This window comes from Aquidulcibacter sp., assembly GCF_020253525.1.
Classification (GTDB): domain Bacteria; phylum Pseudomonadota; class Alphaproteobacteria; order Caulobacterales; family Aquidulcibacteraceae; genus Aquidulcibacter.
Window position 1 is genome coordinate 14,710 of record NZ_JADCBK010000099.1, and the last position, 21,364, is coordinate 36,073.

At 56.6% G+C, this 21,364-nt stretch carries 19 protein-coding genes; 8 read left to right on the top strand and 11 right to left on the bottom strand.

The features are described from left to right. Window positions 1-2: 2 nt before the first annotated feature. The gene (locus IOB61_RS11705; RefSeq protein ID WP_290801075.1) at window positions 3-365 is read right to left on the bottom strand and encodes a YciI family protein; all 363 of its coding nucleotides are present in this window, start codon (window positions 363-365) and stop codon (window positions 3-5) included. A gap of 206 nt (window positions 366-571) precedes the next feature. Here IOB61_RS11705 and IOB61_RS11710 point away from each other — a divergent pair, with 206 nt between their 5' ends. Together IOB61_RS11710 and IOB61_RS11715 are read left to right on the top strand one after the other, a co-directional pair. Continuing rightward, window positions 572-1,075 carry a histidine phosphatase family protein gene (locus IOB61_RS11710; RefSeq protein WP_290816799.1) on the top strand — a complete coding sequence of 168 codons (504 nt, stop codon included), beginning with the start codon at window positions 572-574 and terminating at the stop codon, window positions 1,073-1,075. A gap of 75 nt (window positions 1,076-1,150) precedes the next feature. Next, on the top strand, window positions 1,151-4,003 hold the full coding sequence (locus tag IOB61_RS11715; protein ID WP_290816802.1) for a [protein-PII] uridylyltransferase: 2,853 nt from the start codon (window positions 1,151-1,153) through the stop codon (window positions 4,001-4,003). Window positions 4,004-4,006: 3 nt separating this feature from the next. Here IOB61_RS11715 and IOB61_RS11720 read toward each other — a convergent pair whose 3' ends face one another. The 5 genes from IOB61_RS11720 to IOB61_RS11740 all read right to left on the bottom strand — a co-directional run bounded on the left by IOB61_RS11720 (window position 4,007) and on the right by IOB61_RS11740 (window position 12,857). After that, complete coding sequence (locus IOB61_RS11720) at window positions 4,007-5,074, bottom strand: beta-N-acetylglucosaminidase domain-containing protein (RefSeq protein WP_290816806.1); 1,068 nt, start codon at window positions 5,072-5,074, stop codon at window positions 4,007-4,009. An 8-nt stretch (window positions 5,075-5,082) separates the two neighbouring features. Continuing rightward, window positions 5,083-8,736, bottom strand: a complete 3,654-nt coding sequence (locus IOB61_RS11725) for a hypothetical protein (RefSeq protein ID WP_290816808.1) — start codon at window positions 8,734-8,736, stop codon at window positions 5,083-5,085. A gap of 341 nt (window positions 8,737-9,077) precedes the next feature. Further along, window positions 9,078-10,214: a ferritin-like domain-containing protein gene (locus IOB61_RS11730; RefSeq protein ID WP_290816811.1), complete on the bottom strand. Its 1,137-nt coding sequence runs from the start codon at window positions 10,212-10,214 to the stop codon at window positions 9,078-9,080. A gap of 184 nt (window positions 10,215-10,398) precedes the next feature. Beyond that, window positions 10,399-12,072: an MFS transporter gene (locus IOB61_RS11735; RefSeq protein ID WP_290816814.1), complete on the bottom strand. Its 1,674-nt coding sequence runs from the start codon at window positions 12,070-12,072 to the stop codon at window positions 10,399-10,401. Window positions 12,073-12,164: 92 nt separating this feature from the next. Continuing rightward, the gene (locus IOB61_RS11740; RefSeq protein ID WP_290816817.1) at window positions 12,165-12,857 is read right to left on the bottom strand and encodes a tetratricopeptide repeat protein; all 693 of its coding nucleotides are present in this window, start codon (window positions 12,855-12,857) and stop codon (window positions 12,165-12,167) included. Window positions 12,858-12,910: 53 nt separating this feature from the next. Between IOB61_RS11740 and IOB61_RS11745 the strand changes: the two genes are divergently transcribed. After that, window positions 12,911-13,774 (top strand): SDR family oxidoreductase, encoded by an 864-nt coding sequence (locus IOB61_RS11745; protein WP_290816820.1) that lies wholly within the window; start codon window positions 12,911-12,913, stop codon window positions 13,772-13,774. Here IOB61_RS11745 and IOB61_RS11750 read toward each other — a convergent pair whose 3' ends face one another. The 4 genes from IOB61_RS11750 to IOB61_RS11765 all read right to left on the bottom strand — a co-directional run bounded on the left by IOB61_RS11750 (window position 13,775) and on the right by IOB61_RS11765 (window position 17,041). Beyond that, entirely contained in the window at window positions 13,775-14,521 is a 747-nt protein-coding gene (locus IOB61_RS11750) for an ABC transporter permease (protein ID WP_290816823.1), read from the bottom strand. Beyond that, complete coding sequence (locus IOB61_RS11755) at window positions 14,518-15,276, bottom strand: ABC transporter ATP-binding protein (protein WP_290816826.1); 759 nt, start codon at window positions 15,274-15,276, stop codon at window positions 14,518-14,520. Before IOB61_RS11755 ends, IOB61_RS11750 begins: the two co-directional genes overlap by 4 nt. Continuing rightward, the gene (locus IOB61_RS11760) at window positions 15,276-16,271 is read right to left on the bottom strand and encodes an ABC transporter substrate-binding protein (protein ID WP_290816829.1); all 996 of its coding nucleotides are present in this window, start codon (window positions 16,269-16,271) and stop codon (window positions 15,276-15,278) included. The genes IOB61_RS11755 and IOB61_RS11760 overlap by 1 nt, the downstream gene beginning before the upstream one ends. Window positions 16,272-16,360: 89 nt before the next feature. After that, on the bottom strand, window positions 16,361-17,041 hold the full coding sequence (locus tag IOB61_RS11765; protein WP_290816831.1) for a sugar transferase: 681 nt from the start codon (window positions 17,039-17,041) through the stop codon (window positions 16,361-16,363). A 317-nt stretch (window positions 17,042-17,358) separates the two neighbouring features. Between IOB61_RS11765 and IOB61_RS11770 the strand changes: the two genes are divergently transcribed. Together IOB61_RS11770 and IOB61_RS11775 are read left to right on the top strand one after the other, a co-directional pair. Continuing rightward, window positions 17,359-18,405, top strand: a complete 1,047-nt coding sequence (locus IOB61_RS11770) for a GTP-binding protein (protein WP_290816833.1) — start codon at window positions 17,359-17,361, stop codon at window positions 18,403-18,405. 171 nt (window positions 18,406-18,576) lie between these two features. Then, window positions 18,577-18,867: an HU family DNA-binding protein gene (locus tag IOB61_RS11775; RefSeq protein ID WP_269798755.1), complete on the top strand. Its 291-nt coding sequence runs from the start codon at window positions 18,577-18,579 to the stop codon at window positions 18,865-18,867. A gap of 141 nt (window positions 18,868-19,008) precedes the next feature. Here the strand turns inward: IOB61_RS11775 and IOB61_RS11780 are convergent, their stop codons facing one another. Next, window positions 19,009-19,560 (bottom strand): NUDIX hydrolase, encoded by a 552-nt coding sequence (locus IOB61_RS11780; protein ID WP_290816835.1) that lies wholly within the window; start codon window positions 19,558-19,560, stop codon window positions 19,009-19,011. A gap of 126 nt (window positions 19,561-19,686) precedes the next feature. Between IOB61_RS11780 and IOB61_RS11785 the strand changes: the two genes are divergently transcribed. The 3 genes from IOB61_RS11785 to IOB61_RS11795 all read left to right on the top strand — a co-directional run bounded on the left by IOB61_RS11785 (window position 19,687) and on the right by IOB61_RS11795 (window position 21,349). Next, window positions 19,687-20,247: a MarR family winged helix-turn-helix transcriptional regulator gene (locus tag IOB61_RS11785; RefSeq protein WP_290816837.1), complete on the top strand. Its 561-nt coding sequence runs from the start codon at window positions 19,687-19,689 to the stop codon at window positions 20,245-20,247. 62 nt (window positions 20,248-20,309) lie between these two features. Continuing rightward, window positions 20,310-20,762, top strand: coding sequence for a PaaI family thioesterase (locus IOB61_RS11790; RefSeq protein ID WP_290816840.1), 453 nt, complete (start codon window positions 20,310-20,312; stop codon window positions 20,760-20,762). Further along, complete coding sequence (locus IOB61_RS11795; RefSeq protein ID WP_290816842.1) at window positions 20,759-21,349, top strand: TetR/AcrR family transcriptional regulator; 591 nt, start codon at window positions 20,759-20,761, stop codon at window positions 21,347-21,349. Before IOB61_RS11790 ends, IOB61_RS11795 begins: the two co-directional genes overlap by 4 nt. Window positions 21,350-21,364 lie beyond the last annotated feature (15 nt).

The window sequence follows — 21,364 nt, forward strand, 5'->3', positions numbered from 1 at the left end:
GTTTAGCCTTGGGGAGGAGGTGGCATGATTGGGCGAATTTCAATCGAGCCGCCGCTGGCCGCTGGGGACTTTGCCGCCCACTCCAGTGCTGCATCGAGGTCTGGCACCTCGATGACGAAATAGCCGCCTAATTGCTCTTTCGTATCGGCAAAGGGGCCGTCTTGGACCACACGCTTGCCATCGCGGATACGCAGGGTCGTGGCTGTCTGTGGTGGCTGCAGCCCGTCGCCATTGATGACGATACCGGCTTGTTGGATCGCTTGGACAAAGGCCGTCCAACCGCCCCAATAGGCCCCAGCTTCAGCTGGATCATTGCGCTTATTCCGTTCAGCTTCGGTTTCGTTCATAATCAACATGAATTGCATAGTCAGTCTCCATTGGTTTTATGACCCAGACACAGTGTCTGGTCGAGGGGGGGCGCAATGTGGTCCGAAGGCCCGTTCTCACCAGCATGACACTTGAGCGGATCACGATTTCGACAGGCGGCAGAAAAAAGTGCAGCGCCGTGTCAGAATAAGTTTTCAAAGCAGGCTATAGGCTAGGCCATCCCCGTAAGGACGCCCAAAAGCTTATGCTGACCGACCTCATCTTGTTTCGCCACGGCAAAGCCGTGCGCCCCCATGAAGCACGCGATGATTTCAGCCGTGGCTTAACCCCGCGCGGGCGGGTTCAGGCGGCAGCTCAAGCACGACGCTTGCGAGAGGCGGGGTGCGAGTTGGATTTGGCTTTGGTCTCCACCGCATTGCGCGCCGCAGAGACATGGGATGCCTGTCAGCCCGCGTTTCCAGATGCGCAGGTTCATTTGTCGCGCCATCTCTATTTGGCCGCGCCCAGCATCTATCTGAATGCGGCCAAGACGGCGAAGGCCAAAAGGGTCATGGTTATCGCCCATGATCCGGGCTTACATGATCTGGCGCGCAGCCTGATGAAGGGTGATGGCGAGCAAAAGGCTGGCCAAGCTTCCTTGCGAGAGCATTTACCCACCAGCGGCGTGGCGTGGTTTTGTGCCGATCCACATGCCAGCTCTGGCTTCAAGCTCAAACAATTTTGGGCCCCAGAGCCAGTATCAGACTAAATGAAAGCGCGGGATTGGCAGTTCGACCGCACGCTTCCTAATGACAAATCAACCCCTGTGCGTGCATGAAGTTGCATGAACAAACCAAAGCGCACCCCCTTAAAGCCCTGGTCGATTGAAGCCGTTGTCGATGGCAACCGTCTCCGCGTGCAATTATCTGCCGCAGCGCTGGACCATTTGGGCGATGAAAAGGCGGCCCGGGCGCGCGCTTTGGACTTGCTGAAGGGCGCTTTGTTTCGCGGGCGCTTGATTGCGCAAGAGCGCTTGGAGAGTGGCGCGGGCGGCCTTGATTGCTCTCATCTGTTGGCGGCGGTGCAGGATCAAGTGATCTCAGCGCTCTATGATTTCACCACAACCCACGTGTTCCGCGCCCGCAACCCAACCGCGGCAGAGCGGCTAAGCGTGTGTGCCACGGGCGGCTATGGCCGCAATTCCATGGCCCCGTCTTCCGATGTCGATTTGATGTTTGTGCGACCCATCAAGGATGCGTCGTGGGCTGAGAGCGTGATTGAATATATGCTCTATATGTTGTGGGACATGGGGCTGAAAGTTGGCCATGCCTCGCGCACCATCTCTGAATGTCTGCGCGCCGCCCGCGAAGACATGACAATCCGAACCTCGGTGCTGGAAACCCGCTTTGTCTGTGGCGATAAGCTGTTGTTCCGCGAGTTGGAAATAAGGCTACGCAAGGATTTGTTTGACGGCACAGCGGCAGACTTTGTCGCCGCAAAACTGGCCGAGCGCGATAATCGTCACCGTCGTACGGGTGAAAGCCGCTATATGGTTGAGCCCAATATCAAGGATGGTAAAGGCGGCCTGCGCGACCTGCATACCTTGTTCTGGATCGCCAAATATATTCACGGCACCGATGATGTCAGCCAATTTGTCGAAAAGGGCATTTTCAGCCGCGAAGATATGAAGCACTTCAATCAGGCCGCTGAATTCCTGTGGACCGTGCGCTGCCACTTGCACTTCTTGACCGGGCGGGCCGAGGAGCGCTTGACCTTTGACTTGCAACCCGAAATGGCCCGCCGCATGGGCTATGGCGACCGGGCCGATAATCCCGCGGTAGAGCGCTTTATGAAGCGCTATTTCCTTGTCACCAAACAAGTTGGGTCCTTGACGCGCATCTTGTCGGCGCGGCTGGAGCTGGACCGGCAAAAGGCCGCCCCTCGCGGTATTTCACGCTTCTTTGCCAGCCCGCAAAAGGCCAAGCTTCTCGATGACCCCCGCTTTGTGGAAGACCACGGCCGCATCGGCTTTGCCCATCCTGACCAGATTGCCGATGATTTATCGGCCCTGATCGATATTTTCAAAATGGCCGATGAGCTGGACCTCGATATGGACCCCTCAGCCTTGGCGCGCGTCACCAGCATGGCGGCTAAGGGCCGGATCATGCGCGATGACCCGAAATCTGTCGCCAGTTTCTTGGCCGTCGCCACCTCCAAGAAAGACCCAGCCCGCGCCTTGGGTCTTTTGAATGAGGCGGGCTTGCTTGGAAAATTCGTCCCCGAATTTGGCCGCATTGTCGGCCAGACCCAGTTTAATATGTACCACCACTTCACCGTGGACGAACATACGCTGCGCGGCATCGCCAATATCTCAGATATTGAGCATGGCAGGCTAAGCAAGGAATTGCCGGTCTCAACCGAGCTCTTCCCCCGTATCGCCAATCGCCGCGCGCTGTATCTGGCCATGCTTCTCCATGATGTGGGCAAGGGGGAAGGCGATCAGCAGATTGAAGGGGCAAAGGCAGCCACCATTGCCTGTCGTCGGTTGGGCCTCGATGCCGAAGAGGTAGACTTGGTAGCTTGGCTTGTGGGCCACCACTTAATCATGAGCGAAGTGGCCCAGCGCCGCGATATTGGCGACCCGAAAACCATTACAGACTTTGCTGCAACCGTGGGCACGCTCGAACGATTGCGCTTGCTTCTGGTTCTGACGGTGGCTGACATTCGGGCCGTGGGGCCTGGTGTCTGGAATGATTGGAAAGCCCAACTCCTGCGCGACCTGTATAAGCTGACAGAAGCAACCCTGCGCGGTGGCAGGTCGGATGAAGGCTTTGTGCGCCGCCAATTGAAAGCCCAAGCCGACGAGCGTCGGGCACAGGCTTTGATTGACCCGATTCTGGCCGAGTTCTTCACCAGCCTCGAAGATGCCTATTGGCTGGGCTTTGATACCGATCAGCAAAAATGGCATGGGGCCGAAGTGGCCAAGGCCCTGCATGAAGAAGCCCCCTTCTGGTTGGCCTCACGTCCTGCACCCAGCCGCGGTGCCACCGAAGTCTTGGTCTTGTCCCCAGATCAACCGGGTCTATTTGCAGCCCTCACCGCCGTATTTGCCCAAGCCGGGGCCAATGTCATTGATGCGCGAGTCCATACCTCCAAAGGCGGCCAAGCCTTCGACGTCTTTGCCCTGCAGGATCAATCGGGGGCAGCCTTTGGCGAGGGCCGACAAGACGCCGTCGACAGGCTGTTTATACGCCTACGGGCCGTCCTTGCGTCAGATGGGAAGCAAAACGCCGTAGCGCCACTCGCGCAACAAGCTTCAAGCATTAAAAAGCCCACCAATCGCACGGCCGCCTTTGCCATTGAGCCTGTGATCATGATCGATAATGAGGGCGCAGCCTTTGACACCATTGTCGAAGTGTCCGGTCGTGACCGCCCTGGCCTCTTGGCAGATTTGGCTCAAGTGTTTGAAGATGAAGGCCTGAATGTAACTTCCGCCCATATTGATAGCGTCGGCGAACGGGCAACCGATGCCTTTTATCTGCGCGATCGCGGCGGCTTGAAACTTCTCGATGCGCGGCGGATCACGGTCTTGAAGGAGCGTTTGATCGGGGTTCTGGCAGAGGCTGAAACCACCGAAGGGCCGAGCCTCTTATCACGACGCAAGCTTGCCCGGGCGCGGGCCAGTAGCCGCCGCTAAGGCTTATTGGGTTTGAACCATTTCCATCGTGGCAGAATACTCATCCTGTAGCCACGCGAGAATTTCACGCGCGGCGGGATGCTGGATCGGGCTATAGCGCTCAATCAAAGCTTCGCGCCGTTTGGCAAGCTTCATGAGACCTAGATCCTGAAAGCTCATCAAGTCAGCGAGAACCATATCGGCCAATTCTTGGCCCAATATCTTGACCGAGGCGGCATAGCCGCTGGCACCATAACAGTAATCATCGCCGTCCTGATAGGCCTTGGCCAAAGTAATTGCGGGGATACAGGTCAAATGGGGCTGCAAAGCCGGATTGATGGCGTGGCCAGAAACCCATTCCGCTAAGCGGTGCGATCGGCCCGTAAAGCCGCGCAGATGAAGATATTGGCTCATGCGCGGACCATCATTGACGGGGTAATTGTCCCACAAGAGTGGCTTACGATTTAAGAGCCCGCCAATCTGGCGCAGATGTCCCACTGAAATCTCGCGCGCGCAAACTTCTTCGCCGGTCCAATAAATGTCGATGTTGGGATCAAGGCCTGCGCCCAATTCGCGCAAATAATAGTCTGGCCGGCGGCCAAAAACGCGATCGAGCACAGGATCATTGGAATAATAGGTCGGGGTCATGGCCAGCTTTAGCTGCGGTGCAGTATCGCGCGCCAGATGCATGATCTCGATTTGCCGCTGCGCCAAATCTGGCAGGCTTGAATGCATATCGTCGAAGAAAATTCCTAGGTCTTGAATACCCAAAGAGACCAAGTCTTCCACGCGATTGATGAAGGTATTGCGGACATTGCCATTAAAGTCGTTAAACGCCTCAAATGGGCTGAGGCCGATGCCGACGCGCACCCCAAAGCCTTGGCAGAAGGCAACAAATTGCGAAATCTGTCCGGCTTCTTGCAGGGGATGGGGTTCAACCCAACGCCGCCGCAGAAACGGGTCACCCTTGGGCGCATAATGAAAAAACCGATAGCCATAGGGGGCTAAGGTCTCCACCACCGCGCGGCGATCATCCCATGACCAAGGTTGACCGAAATAGCCTTCAACAATACCTAAATTTGGGGTCGACATAGGGGCACCTAGTCTTGGGATCCAGTCTCTGGACGGAACTGCGCTACCAATTGATCTTGTGCGGCCCGCTGCTCAGGCGTCAGACGCGCACCAATTTCTCGAACTTTTGCGGCTGCATCTTGATCGCCGCCACGGGCTGCCAAAGCAAACCAATAATAGGCCTGTACATCAGACTTTGGCCCACCAAGGCCTTGCTCTGCCATCGCACCCAGATTGAACTGAGAATCGGTAACCCCACGCTGGGCAGCACGACGGAAGCTTTCAGCGGCGCGCGCCATGTTTTGCGGCACACCATCACCATTGGCGTAATAGACGCCCAAGTTATGCATAGCTTGGCGACTGCCCCGCGCAGCAGCGCGTTCTGTAAGGGCGCGGGCTTGCGCCAAGTCCTTCGCAACCCCATCGCCATTTTCAAATTTTCTGGCCAAACGGTTCATCGCCCGCGTGTCGCCACCATCGGCAGCACGGCGTAACAACGCGATACTGCCAGCGGCATCGCCGGCTTGCTCACGCGACATGGCTTGGTCGAACAAGGAACCCGTTGCGGCGGCAGCCGGTGGCGTAGGCCGAGGCTGGCTGGGTGCTGCCACTGCGGGCGCGACTGGCACAGCGGCAGCGGTTGCAGCTGCAGGCGCTGCGACAGCGGGGGGTGCGACGGAAGCCACACGGGGTGGGGTTGCAGGGGCTGCGGCGGGCGCTTTCGCAATGCTTGGCACGCGCGTGGCCGGTGGAGCAGCAGCGCGCTGGACTGGGCGAGGTGCCGCATCAGAACGCGCAGCATTGAAGGTAGGCGTACGGACACGTTCACGCTGGGCATCGGCGCGGGCCTTTGCCGCACGGGCTTGTGCTTCGGCCGAAGCCATAACCCGAGCAGCCTCTAATTGCTGCGCAGTTGGCGCAGGCTTAGCTGGCGCTGGTTTAGCCGGAGGTGGCGTGACGGCAGGAGCCGCGGGCGTGGTGGTCTTTGCGGTCGGTGGAACCAATTGCGCCTTTGGCAATTGCGGCGGCGGGCTTGCTACTGCCGCTGCAGGTGCTGCAGGTGCAGCAGCTGCCGTTGGAGCCGGCGTAGCCGTTGGCGCAGCTGGGGTCGCACCGGGTGCCACAGCTGACGCGTCAGCTGGCGTGGCAGGTGTGGCCGTTGCCTCCGCCCCCGGTGCTGGAACAGCGCCTTCTACCGGGGCAGGTGGGGCTGCTTGAGCGGCCAGTTCTGGCGGCAGCGGCACATTTTCCTGATTAAGCGCTGCTGGCTTCTCATCGGCATTCGAAGACGGCTTTAACTGGTTATAGACGGCAAAGCCGCCGGTGGCGACCAAGGCCGCAGCCGCAGCAATACCTACTGGCGACAGGGGTGCCTTAGGCTTTGCGCCGTCCTTAGCGACCTCTTTGCCCACTGGCGGCGTTTTCGCCTTTGCCGTTGGCTTGGCCTTTTGACCCTCGGCTTTCTTGTCCTTGCCCGCAGGCATCTTCAGTGAAAGGGCGGGCTTCTTTTTGGTTTGTGCTGCTTCGCGCGCAGCGGCAGCCTGATTAGCCGCACGGCGGGCCGCGACCAAATAATCTGGTGCTCGACTGGTCGGATAAGTGGGCTCATCCCAATCATTGTCCAACAGCGACAAGCCATCATCTAGGTCATCATCCATTGGCCCTTTTGGGTCGAGCGCCATCGGCTCCAGTGCATCGGCAAAAGGCTCATCCCCGCCAGCAAGCGGGTCAGGCACATCGTGGCGCAGATCGGCAAAGTCATGCAATGGCTCACCGTCATCACCCTCTGGGAAGGGCGAGCCAAAACTACCGCGGCGCGGCGTACCCGTTGGTGCCGATGGCGGCGTGGGAGCTGGACGATCCATAAAGAACGGGTCGTCAAATTCTGGCTTAGCTAAAGGATCGAGCTTGGACTCAAAACTAAAGCCATCGTCGTTTGGCAAATCGATCGGATTGACAAAGCCAATGTCTTCGCGGGCAGGCCCACCCACATCAACGGCATGATTGGGGTCGTAAATGGGCTCAGCAAAAGAAGCGACACTGCCCTGCTCAGCCTTGTCCAAACGCTCGCCCATGGCGGCAAAGTCGCGCTGCAGCGGCGCGATCAGGGCCTGAACACGCGCATCGACGGACTGAATCTCGCTGCGCACCTGCCCTAAGGCATCATCGAGCATCTGACGGGTTTTCTGATCATGACCGCCAACGCTGGAAGCCAGGCTTTGCAGCGCACTGTCATGATTGGCAGCAAGGCGATCGGCCAATTCCTGCATTTGCTTGCTGATCGTGGCAATGGATTCAGCCGATTGACGCTCGGACGCATCAAGACGATCACCCAGATTCTGCGCCAAGCGCTGAATATGTTGCCCTGCTTGCTCCATGACCGAAGCATCATGCCGCTCAATCGACGACAATCTCTCGTCAATGGCGCGGGTAATGCGCGCAAGCTCCAGCTTCATCGCCATAGAGCCTGTTTGATCAGGCGAACTCTCGCGATTTTCAAGTTGAGCTAAGCGCTCATCCAAAGTCTGAGTGGCTTCAGCTAGTTTGGCATTGACGCGATCAAAAGCCTCATGGCTGCGCTGTTCGCTGGCATCGAGACGGCTGGCGAGGGCTTGGGCCACTTCCGTCATTTGGCTACCGACGCCACCTGAAAGCGCGGCCTCAACTTGCCCCTGCAACTCAGCGCGGGTTGCCTCAATCTTGGCATTCAATTCTTGCAATTGCGCCGAAAGCTCAGTCGTCTTGGTCTCAAGCGCCTGAACCGCTGTCAGCGTATCGCCCGTCTTGCCTGCCCCCTCAAGCTGGGTCAGGCGGGCTGACAGTTCAACCAATGCCTCGACCATGCGGGAGGCATTATCTTGGGCGTGGGACTCAATCGTATTGACCCGCTCGGTCACCAGATTGATGCCGTGATTAGCCCCTTCAATGGTTTGGGTCGTAATTTCTTCCAACTGACCCAAGCGGCTTTCTAAAGCCGCCACATCCGACCCACCTGGCCGGTCACCAACTTCTTCAAGCCCGGTCAAACGGGCTGACAAGTCGATCATGGCTTCGGCAAAGCGGCTATTGGTTTCTTGTGCCAAGGCCTCGGTTGAAGCCAAGCGCTCAGCCACCAAGCCCAAGCTTTGGTCAACGGTCTGAATAGCCTCTTGGGTGACTTTCTCGATTTGGCCTACCCGCGTATCGGTCTCAAACACTTGGGTCGACAAGCGGGCCAATGCTGACTCGAGCGACTTCAAGGCCGCGAGCGATGCATGCGATGGGTCTTGCGATTCAATGCGGCGCAGGCGCTCACTCAAAACAACTTGGGTCTCGCGAAGATCGTCTAAATGGGTCTCAATCCGCCCGATGGCTGTATCGCTGCCAGTGGCTTTGGCTTCAAACTTCTGCACCAAACGGTCACCAATCGCCGGAGCAGACGCCGCGGGACTCATTTCCACGCCACCGGCTTCAAGGCGGCGGGTCAATTGTTCAAGGGCAGCGGTTAAGCGGCTGGCTTCTTGGCCGAAGCTGGAAGCAGATTTTGCGGTAGCAATCGGCTTTGCGGCAGGCTCATCAGTCTCTGCAATCAATCGGTTCAGCAATTCGCCCAGCGTCAAACCTTCGCGGCGTGCGAGATCCTTCGCAGCCTCGCGTGTTTTAGGCTCTACGCCTTTCACACTCCATGGCGACTGTCCGCTCATTCGAATCACTCTTCCGCCAAGTTCTGCGGCCCCACAAGAAATTTCCGAAGAAATTCAGCTACCGAGATCGTTCATTTACTGCTTCGCAGAATTTGAACAGTCCAAATTGTGGTTTCGACATTCTTCGTACTGCTCGACTTGAGGGTGTTACGGTAAATGAGCGGTTAATAAGGGTTAATAGCCACTGCGAGGCGCTTAAACCTTTGCCACAAATCTTTCTCAACCTGACTAGACTTTGCAGAAGTCCAGCTCATGTTTTGCGTCTTCCTAACAAGGCCAGTCCAAAGAAAAAGCCCCGCTGAGGAACAGCGGGGCCTAATCGGATCAAGAGGGAGAATGCCCTATTCGGCGGCAATCTTGACTTGCTTCAAGGCATCGGCATTTACGCCGAAATTGACCGCTTGCAGGAAGCGAATGCCATCTTCGGCAATATCATCGCCAACCATATGCTCACCTTCGGCTTCAAACTCGGCGAAGTCGACATACATCGCATAAAAGGCCTTGGTGCGGTCGGTAATGATGTTGGCATTCCACAAAGTCTTCACCAGAACACGGAAGATATTGGTGGCTTCTTTCATCCGCTCGCGGCGGTCGGCATCAGTCGCCATTTCCTGGAACTGGACCATGACGATATCTGGGTCGAGACCAAACTGGTCATAGATGGCGCGCATTTGGTGTGGCGCCACAAGGTTGAACAACAAGGTCTGGAAGCAATGCGCGGCCCAGTCTTCAACGATGGCATGCTCTGCCGCATCGAGCTTTGGAATGGTGCGGTCAGCCCAGATTTTACCAAACTTGTGGTGGAAGGCTTCGTCCGTCATGACCAATTGCGTCAGCTTGCGGGCTAACGGGTCATTCCATTCCTTATAAATCATGGCAAAGGCACCCATGGCGAGGCCTTCGATCAGCATCTGCATGCCGACGATTTTCTTATAAACTTCGGGCGCATGAACAATATCGACCAACAAGGTCTTGAGGACTTCACCACAGGGCAGAGGGCTGCCCCAACGGGCTTTGATATAGGCCGCAAAGGCTGCCACGTGGCGGGCTTCTTCACGGGCTTGGTTAGCCGCATATTCCTGAGCTCCCGCATCGCGCAGCACGTGGCACAGCGAAGCCGACAGGTTCAGCGCGCCTTGCTCGCCATGCAAAATGGCCGACAATTGCCAGCGCGCCATTTCATTCTTGAAGCGGATCAGTTCTTTCGGCTTGTCCTTGAAAAATTCTTGGACGTAGGGGGTCTCCAAAGCGGGAACCATATGATCTGGCAATAGAGCCTGATTTTCCATGTCAAACGGCTCATCAAAATCGATGTAGCGTTTGTCGGTTGGATCCCAGAAGTGGTCGTGGGTGGCCGAGATGATTTTGTCGAAAGCGGTTGAGCGGCTGGTGTGCCGATCAATCTCCAACATGGCAGCGAAATCTGTTGGCGCGACCGCGTCATAGAGGGCGTCTTTGGTAATGTGCGACGTTGTCATGCTTTCAATCACTCCCATTTTATCTATGTACCGGGTCTTTGGCATCCCAGCTTTGGTCCATGAGCTTAGAGCGACCTCTTGATGGATCGCTTCTAAGCCTAGCATGACACAAATTTCTAAAGGATCAATCAAAAAATGACGGGTGCGTCAGCTTCTCCCATCAAACGGTTGTGATAAGCCCATCTTAGAGATCCCGAATGGAACGATCTTTGGTCTCGGGCAGGAAGATTAAAGCCACCACGACGCTGATGGCGGTAATAATCACCGGATACCAAAGGCCTGAATACATATTGCCTGTCGTTGCCACGATAGCGACTGCCGTTGCCGGCATGAAGCCGCCGAAGAAACCAGTCCCGACGTGATAGGGCACAGACAAGGCTGTATAGCGGATGCGGGTTGGGAACATCTCCACCAAGGCGGCGGCCAAAGGCCCATAAAGGGCGGTAGCGGCAATCACAAACACCATCAAATAGGCCAGAACGGCCAGATGATTGATCTTGGCTGGGTCTGCCTTATCGGGATAGTTTGCCGCCTTCAAAGCCGCTTTCAATTTGGCCCCGAAAGCATCCTTGGCCGCCTTTTGTGCCTTGGCATCAAGGGCAGAGATATCCACGCTGTCGAGGACAACAGTCCCGATTTTGACTTGCGCGACGGCACCTGCAGGGGCCACCTCATTATCATAGGAGATGCCAGAATTGGTCAGATAGCTCTTGGCCACATCACAGCTCGACGAGAAGGCATCCCGCCCGTCTGGCGTTTTGCCAACCGGGTTGAATTGAACCGAACAGGTCGCAGGGTCGGCCCGCACAAGAATGGGCGTCGCAGTCTGGGCGGCCACTAGCGCGGGATTGGCAGCCTTTGCCAGTTGATGGAAGGCCGGGAAGAAACTCACCACCGCCAAGATCATGCCTGCCAGCATGACGGGCTTGCGGCCCAATTTGTCCGAGAGCCACCCGAAGAAAACATAAAGCACGGCTGAACAGGTGGTGATGACCAACAGCCAGATATTGATGGTTTGGGGGTCAACTTTCAACTGCCGCTCCAAGAAGACTTGGACGTAGAAGAAGCCCGTATACCAAACTACGCCCTGCGCCATCATCAGACCAAACAAGGCGAGTAGGATCAGCTTGAGATTATCCCACTTGCCAAAGGCATCAGACAAAGGCGCTTTCGAGGCTGCCCCCTCTTCCTTCAGCTGCTTGAACATTGGGCTTTCTTCCAATTGCAACCGGATCCACAAAGCAATCGCCAACAAGAAAACCGACAACAGGAAAGGCAAGCGCCAGCCCCAGGATTGGAAAGCCTCCTCGCCCAAAATCACACGGGTCAAGAACACAACCATGAGCGCCAAGAGTAAGCCGCCGGCGGCCGAGGTCTGCACCCACGACGTATTCCAGCCTCGCTTATGGGCAGGCGAATGTTCAGCCACATAAATGACTGCACCGCCATATTCGCCGCCCAGTGCAAAGCCTTGTGCGATCCGCAGCGCGACCAACAGGATCGGGGCCCAAATGCCGATCTGGTCATAATCTGGCAAAAGGCCGACCGCGAAGGTTGAAGCCCCCATCATTACTATGGTGACCAAAAAGGCCCCTTTGCGGCCCTTGGTGTCGCCAATCGCGCCAAAGACAATTGCCCCAAGCGGGCGCGCGGCAAAGCCAACACCAAAGGTCAAGAGCGCGAAGATAAATTGAGCCGCAGGCGGGGATCCTGCAAAAAAGTGCTGGCCCATCACCGAAGCCAAAAGGCCGAAGATAAAGAAGTCATACCACTCAAAAACGGTCCCAGCGGCCGAAGCGGCCACGACGGTCTTTAATTTTTGTGGTTCAACAGGTGAGCCAGCAGCAGTTTGTGTCATGATTAGCCCCTAAATCATGGTTTAGCGGACCATCCTTGGACTTAGTTCAAGCTGCGATCAAGTAAGCAATCGCTAGCGCTTGCAGGCTGGCCTTAGTCGGGCGCACGCCCTAGTCGGCGCGCTTCTTGTATGCGCCCACGCACCAACCAATTATCGACGTCTTTGGGTGCGAGGCGTAGCGCTTGGGCAATGTCGAGTTCGGCGGCCTCATAGGATTTTTGCTGAAGCAAGGTTTCAGCCCGCAAGCGCAGCGCCAAAACATCCAAAGGGCGGGTCGACAGACAGGCGGTTAGATCGGCTTGGGCTTCCGCCCATTTGCCTTGCCCAGCCTTGGCGCGCGCCCGGTCGAGCAAGAGATCAGGCTCTCCGGGCTTTAACTTCAGGGCAGCATCGAGCACTTTTTGTGCGGCGATAAAGTCTTCAATCATCAGCCAAGCATTAGCGGCACGCGCCATGATCAAGACGCGCTGATCCAGGTCCCCCGCATCGGGTGCCGAAGCCAAGGCGGTCAAACGCTCTGCCCCACCGCCAATATCACCGCCTTCTATGCGGGCAATGGCAATGCATTGCTCGGCAAACGTGCCGCCGCTTTGGCTGCGCCACACAAAACCATCCTCCAGCGCTTCTTCCGGCTTGGTTTCTGCCTTGGTTATGCAGGCTTGAAGACGGGCTTGGTCACGCGGGTCAGGGCTAGCCTGCGCCTGCGTGCCAAACGCCACGGCCAATAGCGCAAAAGGGATCAGGGTCGTAAACTGGGCGAAGCGATGGGGCAGTGGACGGATCATGCTGACCTTCTTATGCGCTTAAAAGGCAAAACTGAGGCAAAGAGTTGGAAGAGATGCGCGTTTTAGTTTTGGGCTGTGGCTATGTCGGCACCGCTTTCGCCCAGACTTTGGCCGATCAAGGGGCCTTTGTGCAAGGCACTTGTCGAGGTGCAACCAGCGCAGAAACCTTACGCCAAGTCGGCATCGCGCCAATTCTATTTGATGGGACGGCATCTGCCGAATTGGTGGAAGCCGCGCAGCTTGCCACTCATATCCTTGCTTCCATCCCACCCGGACCTGAGGGTGACCCTGCCCTTTTGGCCCTCTCGCCTGTTTGGACACCAAGGACTGGGGCTTGGATTGGCTATCTTTCGACCACCGGTGTCTATGGCGACCGGGCTGGCGGCTGGGCGTTTGAGGATGATGCGCCAACGCCCCTTTCCAGTGAGGCCAAACGGCGCGCCGAGGCCGAAGCTGCTTGGCGCGCTTTGCCAAGCCCAGCCCATGTCTTTCGACTACCCGGAATCTATGGCCCGGGCCGCAGCGCGCTAGAACAAGTTCTATCGGGAACGGCACGGCGGATCGATAAGCCGGGCCAGGTGTTTTCGCGGGCCCACCGAACCGATATTGTTTCAGCTCTCACGGCCAGCATTGCTAAACCCAATCCGGGGCGCATCTATAATATCTGCGACGACCATCCTTGCGCCTCTGGGGAGGTTATAGTTGAGGCCTGCCGATTGCTGGGGCGAGAGCCACCGCCCTTGGTTCCGTTTGAGGCTGCAGGCCTGTCTGAAATGGGCAAGCGCTTTTATAGCGAATGCAAACGGGTTTCGAATGTGCGCGCGAAGGAAGAATTGGGCTGGAAACTGGCCTTTCCGACTTTTGTCGAAGGACTGGCCGATTGCTATGCCCATCTCGAGGCGCGCCAAGCAGGCTGACTAGGTACGCACTTGCTTTTCAATCAGGCTCAGGATGGCATGGAGTGCAAGCCCCATCAAAGCCAATAGGAAGAGCGCCGCAAACATGGTTGCGGTCTCTAGCCGATTGCCGGCCTCCACCAAGCGCCACGAGAGGCCACCGGTTGCGCCCGTGCCCGCGACAAACTCAGCCACCACAACGCCGACCAATGAGAGACCTGCCGCGGTCTTAATCCCAGCCAACAGAAAGGGCGCAGCCGTTGGCAATTCCAAGTGCAAAAAGCGCTGCGTACTGCTGGCTTTGTGCAAACGAAACAAGCGATCCAGCCCCGGGTCGACGGCTTTGAGACCCGCCAAAGCCGACGTCAGCACGGGGAAGACTGCCACGATAACGGCTAGGATCAGGATAGCCCGACGCGGGTTTTCAATACCCGTCCAGATAATCACCAAAGGCGCGATGGCAACAATGGGGGTAGCCTGCAGCACCAAGGCATAAGGGCCCAGACTGCGTTCCAACAAGGGTACCCTGGCAAAGATGAGCGCGACCAAGGTGCCGAGGCCGATAGAGATGGCCAAAGCCGTCAAGGCCAAACCCATGGTGACCCCGGCAGCAGGTAGCAGCAGGGGCCCACGCTCAACCAAAGCCGCGCCAATCGCGCTGGGTGGCGGCAAAATGACAGGTGGGACTTGGAGAAGCCGCGTCAGGCCCTCCCACAGGGCAAGTAGCACGAGGCCAGCAAGGACGGGGGCGAAATCGATATTCTTCATGCCGCCGCCCTCTGCGCGCTGAGCACGCGACGGGCCGCCGCAGCGGCTTCAGCGAAGGCGGGTGACGTCAGAAACGCGGGATCACGCGGCACAGCGGGAACCGCAATCTCGGCCATAATGCGGCCAGGGCGCGGGCTTAACACCAAAATGCGATCAGCCAGATAGACGGCTTCATCAACCGAATGGGTCACAAACAGGACAGCCAGATGACGGTCTCGTTTGGCCTCAAGCACCAGATCATCCAAGGCACGGCGTCCCAATTCATCAATCGCGGCAAAAGGCTCATCCAACAATAAAGCCGAGGGATCGTTGACCAAGGCCCGTGCCAAGGCCACCCGCATGCGCATCCCGCCTGAGAGGGTGCGTGGATAGGCAGAGGCAAAATTGGCCAAACCCACGCGTGCCAAAGCCGCTTGTGCGCGGCCTAAACGCTCAGCCTTATCAACACCCGAAAGCGCCAGCGGCAACGCGACATTATCTTCGGCCGTGGCCCAATTCATCAGATTAGGCTCTTGAAACACGACGCCAGGAACATCGGCCCCACCGGCTGTATCTGCCTGCACCGAGCCACTCGCCACCCCCTGCAAGCCGGCAAGGGCTGCCAGAAGCGTGCTTTTCCCGCAGCCAGACGGGCCGAGTAGCACCACGCATTCGCCTGCCTGCACCTGCAGGTCGATGGGACCGAGGGCCTCTAAACGACCAAACCGCACACAGGCTTGCTGCGCGCTCAAGCGAATGGGGGATGAAGCAGCCATCAGGACTTTGGTGGCAAGAAGCTAAGATCAATACCGGCGGCCCAATTCAAATCCGCTGGATAGACGCCCGCCGTGGCCATAATATCGAAGAAGGTTTTCCAGCGGTCCATCGTCATCGTGCCAATCTCGCCGGTCGGGGTCTCAACAATGCCGTAGGACAAAAGCTTCTCGCGCGCTTGCGCCAAGAGATCAGCGGTCATGTCAGGATTGTCTTTGGTGATGAGTGCATCACCGGGGGCAGGATCGCCGCGCAGATAATCTTTCCAGCCTGCAATTGTGGCCTCGACAAAGCCTTTCACCGCTTCCGGGTGGGCTGCAATAAAGGCGTCGGAAACCAAGGTCATGGCGGCATAGCCGGGATAGCCTGAATCGGCGAGCAGATAGACTTGCGGGTCAATCTTGCCTTGGGTTTTCAGCGTATATGGTTCGCTGGTTACATAGCCTTGCTGGATCGAAGACGGATCTGCCAAGAAGGGTGCGGAATTAAATGTATATTTGCGCACTTGATCATCGGTGAAGCCATATTTGGCTTTCAACCACGGCCAGAACGCATTGATCGACGCATCGGCCAGCATGATGGGTTTGCCCTTCATATCTGCCAGTGACTTGATATCGGGGCGTGGGTGCGTGATCAGGACTTGCGGGTCCTTTTGGAAGGACGCCATGACGGCTTTGGCTTTCGCACCGGCCTGAACCATGCTGAGCACGATGGGCGCATTAGAGCCCAAACCCATTTCAATCGCGTTCGCAGCCAACAACTGGGGCACATTCACGCTGGGCCCACCTTGGATCAAGGTAACGTCCAAGCCTTTATCGGCGTAAAAACCTTTAGCCACCGCTTGGTAAAAGCCACCCTGCTCGGCTTGCGCCCGCCAGTCTGTCGCGAACCGAATGCGGACCCGTCCGCCCTTATCAGCTGGTTTTTCTGGACCGCAGGCAGAAAGCGCAATGGGTGTGGCCAAACTGGCAGCAAGAAGGGTGCGACGCGAAATCAAGCCAAGTCTCCTATGACGATCTCTCTATCATAGTGCACACAGGCGATCTGGCGAGACCCTTTGCAGGGGTAAACAGAGATTGTGCAGCCTTAAAAGGCGCAGTCATCGCCCGCGATAATGACTTTGGCCGTTTTGACCAGAATCCGGGCCTCCATCGCCAGAGACCACCGCTCAATATAGGCGAGATCTAAGCGGATGCGGCGGCTCATTTTGTCGAGCGTCTCTGTAGGACCACGCGCACCATTGCACTGGGCTAGGCCAGTGATGCCCGGCTTTGCGCGAAACCGATCACGATAATCTGGCAGAAGCGCACCATAATAATGGTCATGGGCCACGGCATGGGGACGGGGGCCAACAATCGACATGTCGCCAATCAAGACATTCCACAATTGCGGCAATTCATCCAAGCTTGAGCGGCGCAGAAAAGAACCGATGCGCGTAATGCGGCAGTCATTGCGGCAAGCTTGGACGACGTCATCGCCATTTTCCAGCGTAGTCATGGTGCGAAACTTATAGATGACAAAGGTCTTCCCACCGAGGCCCGTACGGCGTTGTGCAAACAGGACAGGGCCACGACTGGTCGCTTTAATCAGGATCGCTATGGTGATTAATAGGGGCGCAAGGAAGATCAAACCCACCAATGAACAACCCACATCAAATAGCCTCTTGGTGACACTACTTGCGGAGTCCGAAAGTTCTTTGGCAGGGACGGGCCTGTACAAATTGATCTGTGCAAGATCGGCATTGAGCCTTGCAGTAACATTGTTCATTTATCTTACTCTTGCCCCAAATTGAGACGCGTTTGCTGTCTCAATGCAATCCATGGGCCTTGAAATAAAGTTTGTGCTTGGGAACAGCATTATTTGGCTTTCGAAAGGCACAAGTCTTTGCAACCTGTGTATAAATAGATGGTGCCCTCGCCGAAACGCCGCTTCATTGCGATCTTACGGCGGCTGAATAGGTTAACCATAGCTTTCTGTCCACCGCAGAAGTCTTTTTAAGTGCGTTACCCGAGACTACATACACCTTTCTGGCTATAAATGGCTGGAACGACACCCTGAACCTGAGACGTAAGGCGACCTGACACATGCAAAGTGATTCGACGGCTAAAGTTCCGGTAACCGTGCTGACCGGTTATTTGGGAGCCGGCAAAACGACCCTTTTGAACCATATTCTGACATCGCCGCATGGAAAGCGTTATGCCGTGATCGTCAATGAGTTTGGCGAGATCGGGATTGATCATGATTTAATTGTCGATGTGGACGAGGAAATCTTTGAGCTTAACAATGGCTGTGTCTGTTGCTCAGTCCGTGGCGATCTGATCCGAATTCTGGGTGCCCTATTCCGTCGCGGGCAGACTTTTGATGGTGTCATTATTGAGACAACCGGGCTCGCCGATCCTGCACCTGTGGCTCAAACCTTTTTCGCTGACGATGAAATCAAGAACCGCGCCTATCTCGACGCGGTGGTAAGCGTGGTCGATGCCGTCCATATTGCGGGCCAAATTCAGCAAAGCCAAGAAGCGGTGGAGCAGATCGCCTTTGCAGACGTCATTGTGCTGAACAAGATGGATGCTGCCACGCCCGACCAACTGGCAAACGCCCAAGCCATCATCCAACGGCTTAATCGCGGGGCGAAAGTTGTCACCACCTCGCGCTCACATGTCGATCTTGCAGCGATCCTCGATCTCGGTGCCTTCTCGCTCGACCGCGCCATCAGCCTCGACCCCCACTTCCTGCCGTCTCATCATCACCACGAGCATGAGCATGATCACCATCACCACGATCATGACCATGATCATCACCATCATGAGCACAGCCATTATGAGGGGATCGACTCACTCGCGATGCGGGTGAGTGCACCCTTATCCGAGGAACGTTTCGATGCCTGGCTCTCTGAACTGGTGGGCACGCGTGGCATGGATATCTTGCGCCTAAAAGGGGTTCTGCAGATGGGCGACGACCCACGTCGCTATATTATTCACGGCGTCCACATGATGCTGGAAGGCGATTATCAAGGGCCTTGGGCCGCTGATTCGGTTCCAGAAAGCCGATTCGTCTTGATCGGACGGAACCTCCATGACCCCATAATTCGGGCGGAAATCGAGGCCGGATTCCGGGCTTGTGCGGCCTGATCACCGATAATTGTCAGCTAAACCCCATGATTCTCAGCAGAATCTGGGGTTTGTTACCTCATGGTGGCCTTGACCTTTCAACCCGAGGCGCCATTGCTTGCGCCCATTGCATCCCTTTGTTTACGGACGGATGTGCAACGCTGCCACAAGCCACTTAGGTTTGGGCAGCCAATGACTAAGGAAACGACAATGAGCAAAAAAGATTTGATCGACGCCGTCGCAGAAGCTGCAGACATCACCAAGGACAAAGCCAACACCGCGATCGACGCGCTGACCGCAGCGATTGTGAAGAGCTTGAAGGCCGGTGGCGAAGTCACCTTGGCCCCACTCGGCAAGTTTAAAGTTTCGAAGCGCGACGCACGCCAAGGCCGCAACCCATCGACCGGCGAGACTGTCGAAATCAAAGCTGCGACCGTTGCGAAGTTCCAAGCTTCCAAAGCATTGAAAGATGCGTTGAACTAAAATTAGCTCTGGGTTTGGTCGATCAGTCCGTAGAGACCAGACCTTTACGCTAAAGAGCCCAAAAAGGCCCGACCTGACTTGAGTTGCCCTCGGCCTCCTGTCCGGTTCGGGCCTTTGCTGTATCTGGACTTTGCCGTCGAGCTATCCGATGTCGGCCGCTTTAGGATGGGTCATATGTTCTGTGCCCGGTGGGTTTGAGAATGGCACGAAGCTCGTCTGATCCTGCACCTTCGCCCAATCCTTCAGCGCCCAAACCCCGGTTGGGAAAGCCATTTGGTCCCAAGGAATATCGGCATAGGCAAACCACGCAACCTCAAGGCTTTCTGGCCCGGGCGCGAACTTCTCATCGCTGAGGGTGCCGCGATACATGAAGTGGACCTGGCTGATACGGGGAACTTCATAAATTCCCAAAAGCGCATTGATCGTCACTTTGGCCTGCGCTTCTTCCCAAGCTTCGCGGGCGGCACCTTGAGCGGTCGTCTCGCGCTCTTCCATAAAGCCCGCCGGAACAGTCCAAAAGCCATAGCGCGGCTCAATCGCGCGGCGACAGAGCAAGATGCGCCCCTGTCCATCGTCAATCACGACACCCGCAACAATCTTCGGATTGACGTAGTTTATGAAGCCACACGTATCGCAGACTTGCCGCATGCGATCTTCACCGGCAGGGATTTGTAACGAAAAATTGGCTGGCATCGGGTGACTTATTCCTTGAAAGGACCATGTATTGGTTGTGAGGTGTCGCGCAGTCGTCAAAAATCAATGATAGGACGCGAACGGAGTGAAATCATCCCATGTCTGGGCTTAGAGGCGAGTAGCGAGATGAGCGATCAAGATCAAGAAGCGAGCCCGAACCTGCCAAATCAACAAGTCGAGGCGAAAGCCTTCTTGCTGAATAGTTCGCCCAGCCACTTGCTGCATCGCGCGCAACAGGCGGCAGCCGATCTGCACGCCGCCGCCCTTGGGGCCAACGGGCTAACCCAACGCCAGTTCGCGGTCTTGGCCGTATTGGCCGAGCAAGATGGTGTTTCACAAAGCGAACTGGTGGTGCGAACCGGCATTGATCGCTCAACCCTCGCAGAGATGGTAGCGCGGATGGAGGCCAAGGGCCTGACGCAGCGGACCAAATCGGTGACAGACAGCCGCGCCAATTCGGTGACGCTGACCTCGACTGGCCGGGCCATGTATGAAGAAGCGCTGCCAAAGCTTGCAGAGGTGGACGCCTTAGTCCTCGCGCGGCTTCCCGCCAGCAAACGCGCGAGCTTCGTGGACCTTCTGACCCGCTTGGCAATCCCCTCCGCCGCTGTGGATGAAACCAAGGAAGGCGGCAAAAAGAAGAAAGACAAGAAGAAGAAAAAGAAGAAAGAGAAAAAGGCCAAATAGCCACTGCCCGTCCGTGCACTTCGGCTATAGACCACATGGTCTAGGGCTGATAGCACCTGCGCATGACAAACATTCCTTCTGGCTTTAGCCCGCATGCCCGCAAAAGCCCCGTCACCGATCCATGGCAGCCGCTTTATGCCCGAACCGATCAGGGCGTTTATGAATTAGGCTTTATTCTGGATACATGCCATTGTAATGGCCGCGGTCTGCTTCATGGCGGGGTGATTGCCGCTTTAGCGGATAATGCGATGGGCCTATCGCTGGGCATGGCGCGTCTTCAACAGGGTCAGGCTGAAGCAGGTAAAGCACAAGCTGTTTCAGGTATCGTGACGACATCGCTGCAGGTTGACTATATCGAAAGAGCACAAATCGGCCAGTGGATCTCCATTGTGCCGCGTGTGGTAACTGCCTCACGAAGAACAGGCCTTACAGATGCATTGATTTATGCCGATAACATCCTCATTGCTCGGGCACATGCCAGCTTTAAAGTCCTCATTTCAGAAACAGACACATGACGATTGAAGTTCCAGAAACACATCTGCCCACGCCCGCATCGCCCATGGGCACGAAAGAGCGACTGATCGCTGCTTCCCTGTCTCTCTTCCAAGCTAAGGGCTATCACGGGGTTTCGATCTCCGATATTTTGGACGCGACCGACCTGCCCAAAGGCTCGCTGTATCATCACTTTCCAGGTGGCAAAGAAGAATTGGCGATCGCGGCGGTTGCATTCATTGCCGATGAGGTTGACGCCAAGCTCGCCGCAGAATTTGCCAAGAACAAGCGGGCCGGAGCGGTCTTGTTGGAATTGGCGAACGAATGCGTCATGTGGTTGCGACGCACCGACTTTACCCAAACACCCCTTCTGGGCCTGTTAGCGGCCAGTCCGGGGGAAAGCGCCCTCACCCAAGCAGTTTGTGATGCGCAAAAACGCTGGCTAGCCCGCTTTGAAACAGCTTTGGGCGGAACAGAAGATGCCCATGACAAAGCCTGTCTGGCGCTGGCAAGCCTTGAAGGCGGCATCAGCCTTGCCCGCATGGCACGCTCAAGTGATCTGTTGATTCGCTCGGTGACTTTGGCCGCACTTCATATCAACCAACGCTGATTGAGCGCGGCCCAA

Bases quoted from the DNA above. Each gene is read 5' to 3' on its own strand.
- IOB61_RS11705 (WP_290801075.1), bottom strand. From the start codon at position 365: ATGCAATTCATGTTGATTATGAACGAAACCGAAGCTGAACGGAATAAG.
- IOB61_RS11710 (WP_290816799.1), top strand. From the start codon at position 572: ATGCTGACCGACCTCATCTTGTTTCGCCACGGCAAAGCCGTGCGCCCC.
- IOB61_RS11715 (WP_290816802.1), top strand. From the start codon at position 1,151: ATGAACAAACCAAAGCGCACCCCCTTAAAGCCCTGGTCGATTGAAGCC.
- IOB61_RS11720 (WP_290816806.1), bottom strand. From the start codon at position 5,074: ATGTCGACCCCAAATTTAGGTATTGTTGAAGGCTATTTCGGTCAACCT.
- IOB61_RS11725 (WP_290816808.1), bottom strand. From the start codon at position 8,736: ATGAGCGGACAGTCGCCATGGAGTGTGAAAGGCGTAGAGCCTAAAACA.
- IOB61_RS11730 (WP_290816811.1), bottom strand. From the start codon at position 10,214: ATGACAACGTCGCACATTACCAAAGACGCCCTCTATGACGCGGTCGCG.
- IOB61_RS11735 (WP_290816814.1), bottom strand. From the start codon at position 12,072: ATGACACAAACTGCTGCTGGCTCACCTGTTGAACCACAAAAATTAAAG.
- IOB61_RS11740 (WP_290816817.1), bottom strand. From the start codon at position 12,857: ATGATCCGTCCACTGCCCCATCGCTTCGCCCAGTTTACGACCCTGATC.
- IOB61_RS11745 (WP_290816820.1), top strand. From the start codon at position 12,911: ATGCGCGTTTTAGTTTTGGGCTGTGGCTATGTCGGCACCGCTTTCGCC.
- IOB61_RS11750 (WP_290816823.1), bottom strand. From the start codon at position 14,521: ATGAAGAATATCGATTTCGCCCCCGTCCTTGCTGGCCTCGTGCTACTT.
- IOB61_RS11755 (WP_290816826.1), bottom strand. From the start codon at position 15,276: ATGGCTGCTTCATCCCCCATTCGCTTGAGCGCGCAGCAAGCCTGTGTG.
- IOB61_RS11765 (WP_290816831.1), bottom strand. From the start codon at position 17,041: ATGAACAATGTTACTGCAAGGCTCAATGCCGATCTTGCACAGATCAAT.
- IOB61_RS11770 (WP_290816833.1), top strand. From the start codon at position 17,359: ATGCAAAGTGATTCGACGGCTAAAGTTCCGGTAACCGTGCTGACCGGT.
- IOB61_RS11775 (WP_269798755.1), top strand. From the start codon at position 18,577: ATGACTAAGGAAACGACAATGAGCAAAAAAGATTTGATCGACGCCGTC.
- IOB61_RS11780 (WP_290816835.1), bottom strand. From the start codon at position 19,560: ATGCCAGCCAATTTTTCGTTACAAATCCCTGCCGGTGAAGATCGCATG.
- IOB61_RS11785 (WP_290816837.1), top strand. From the start codon at position 19,687: ATGAGCGATCAAGATCAAGAAGCGAGCCCGAACCTGCCAAATCAACAA.
- IOB61_RS11790 (WP_290816840.1), top strand. From the start codon at position 20,310: ATGACAAACATTCCTTCTGGCTTTAGCCCGCATGCCCGCAAAAGCCCC.
- IOB61_RS11795 (WP_290816842.1), top strand. From the start codon at position 20,759: ATGACGATTGAAGTTCCAGAAACACATCTGCCCACGCCCGCATCGCCC.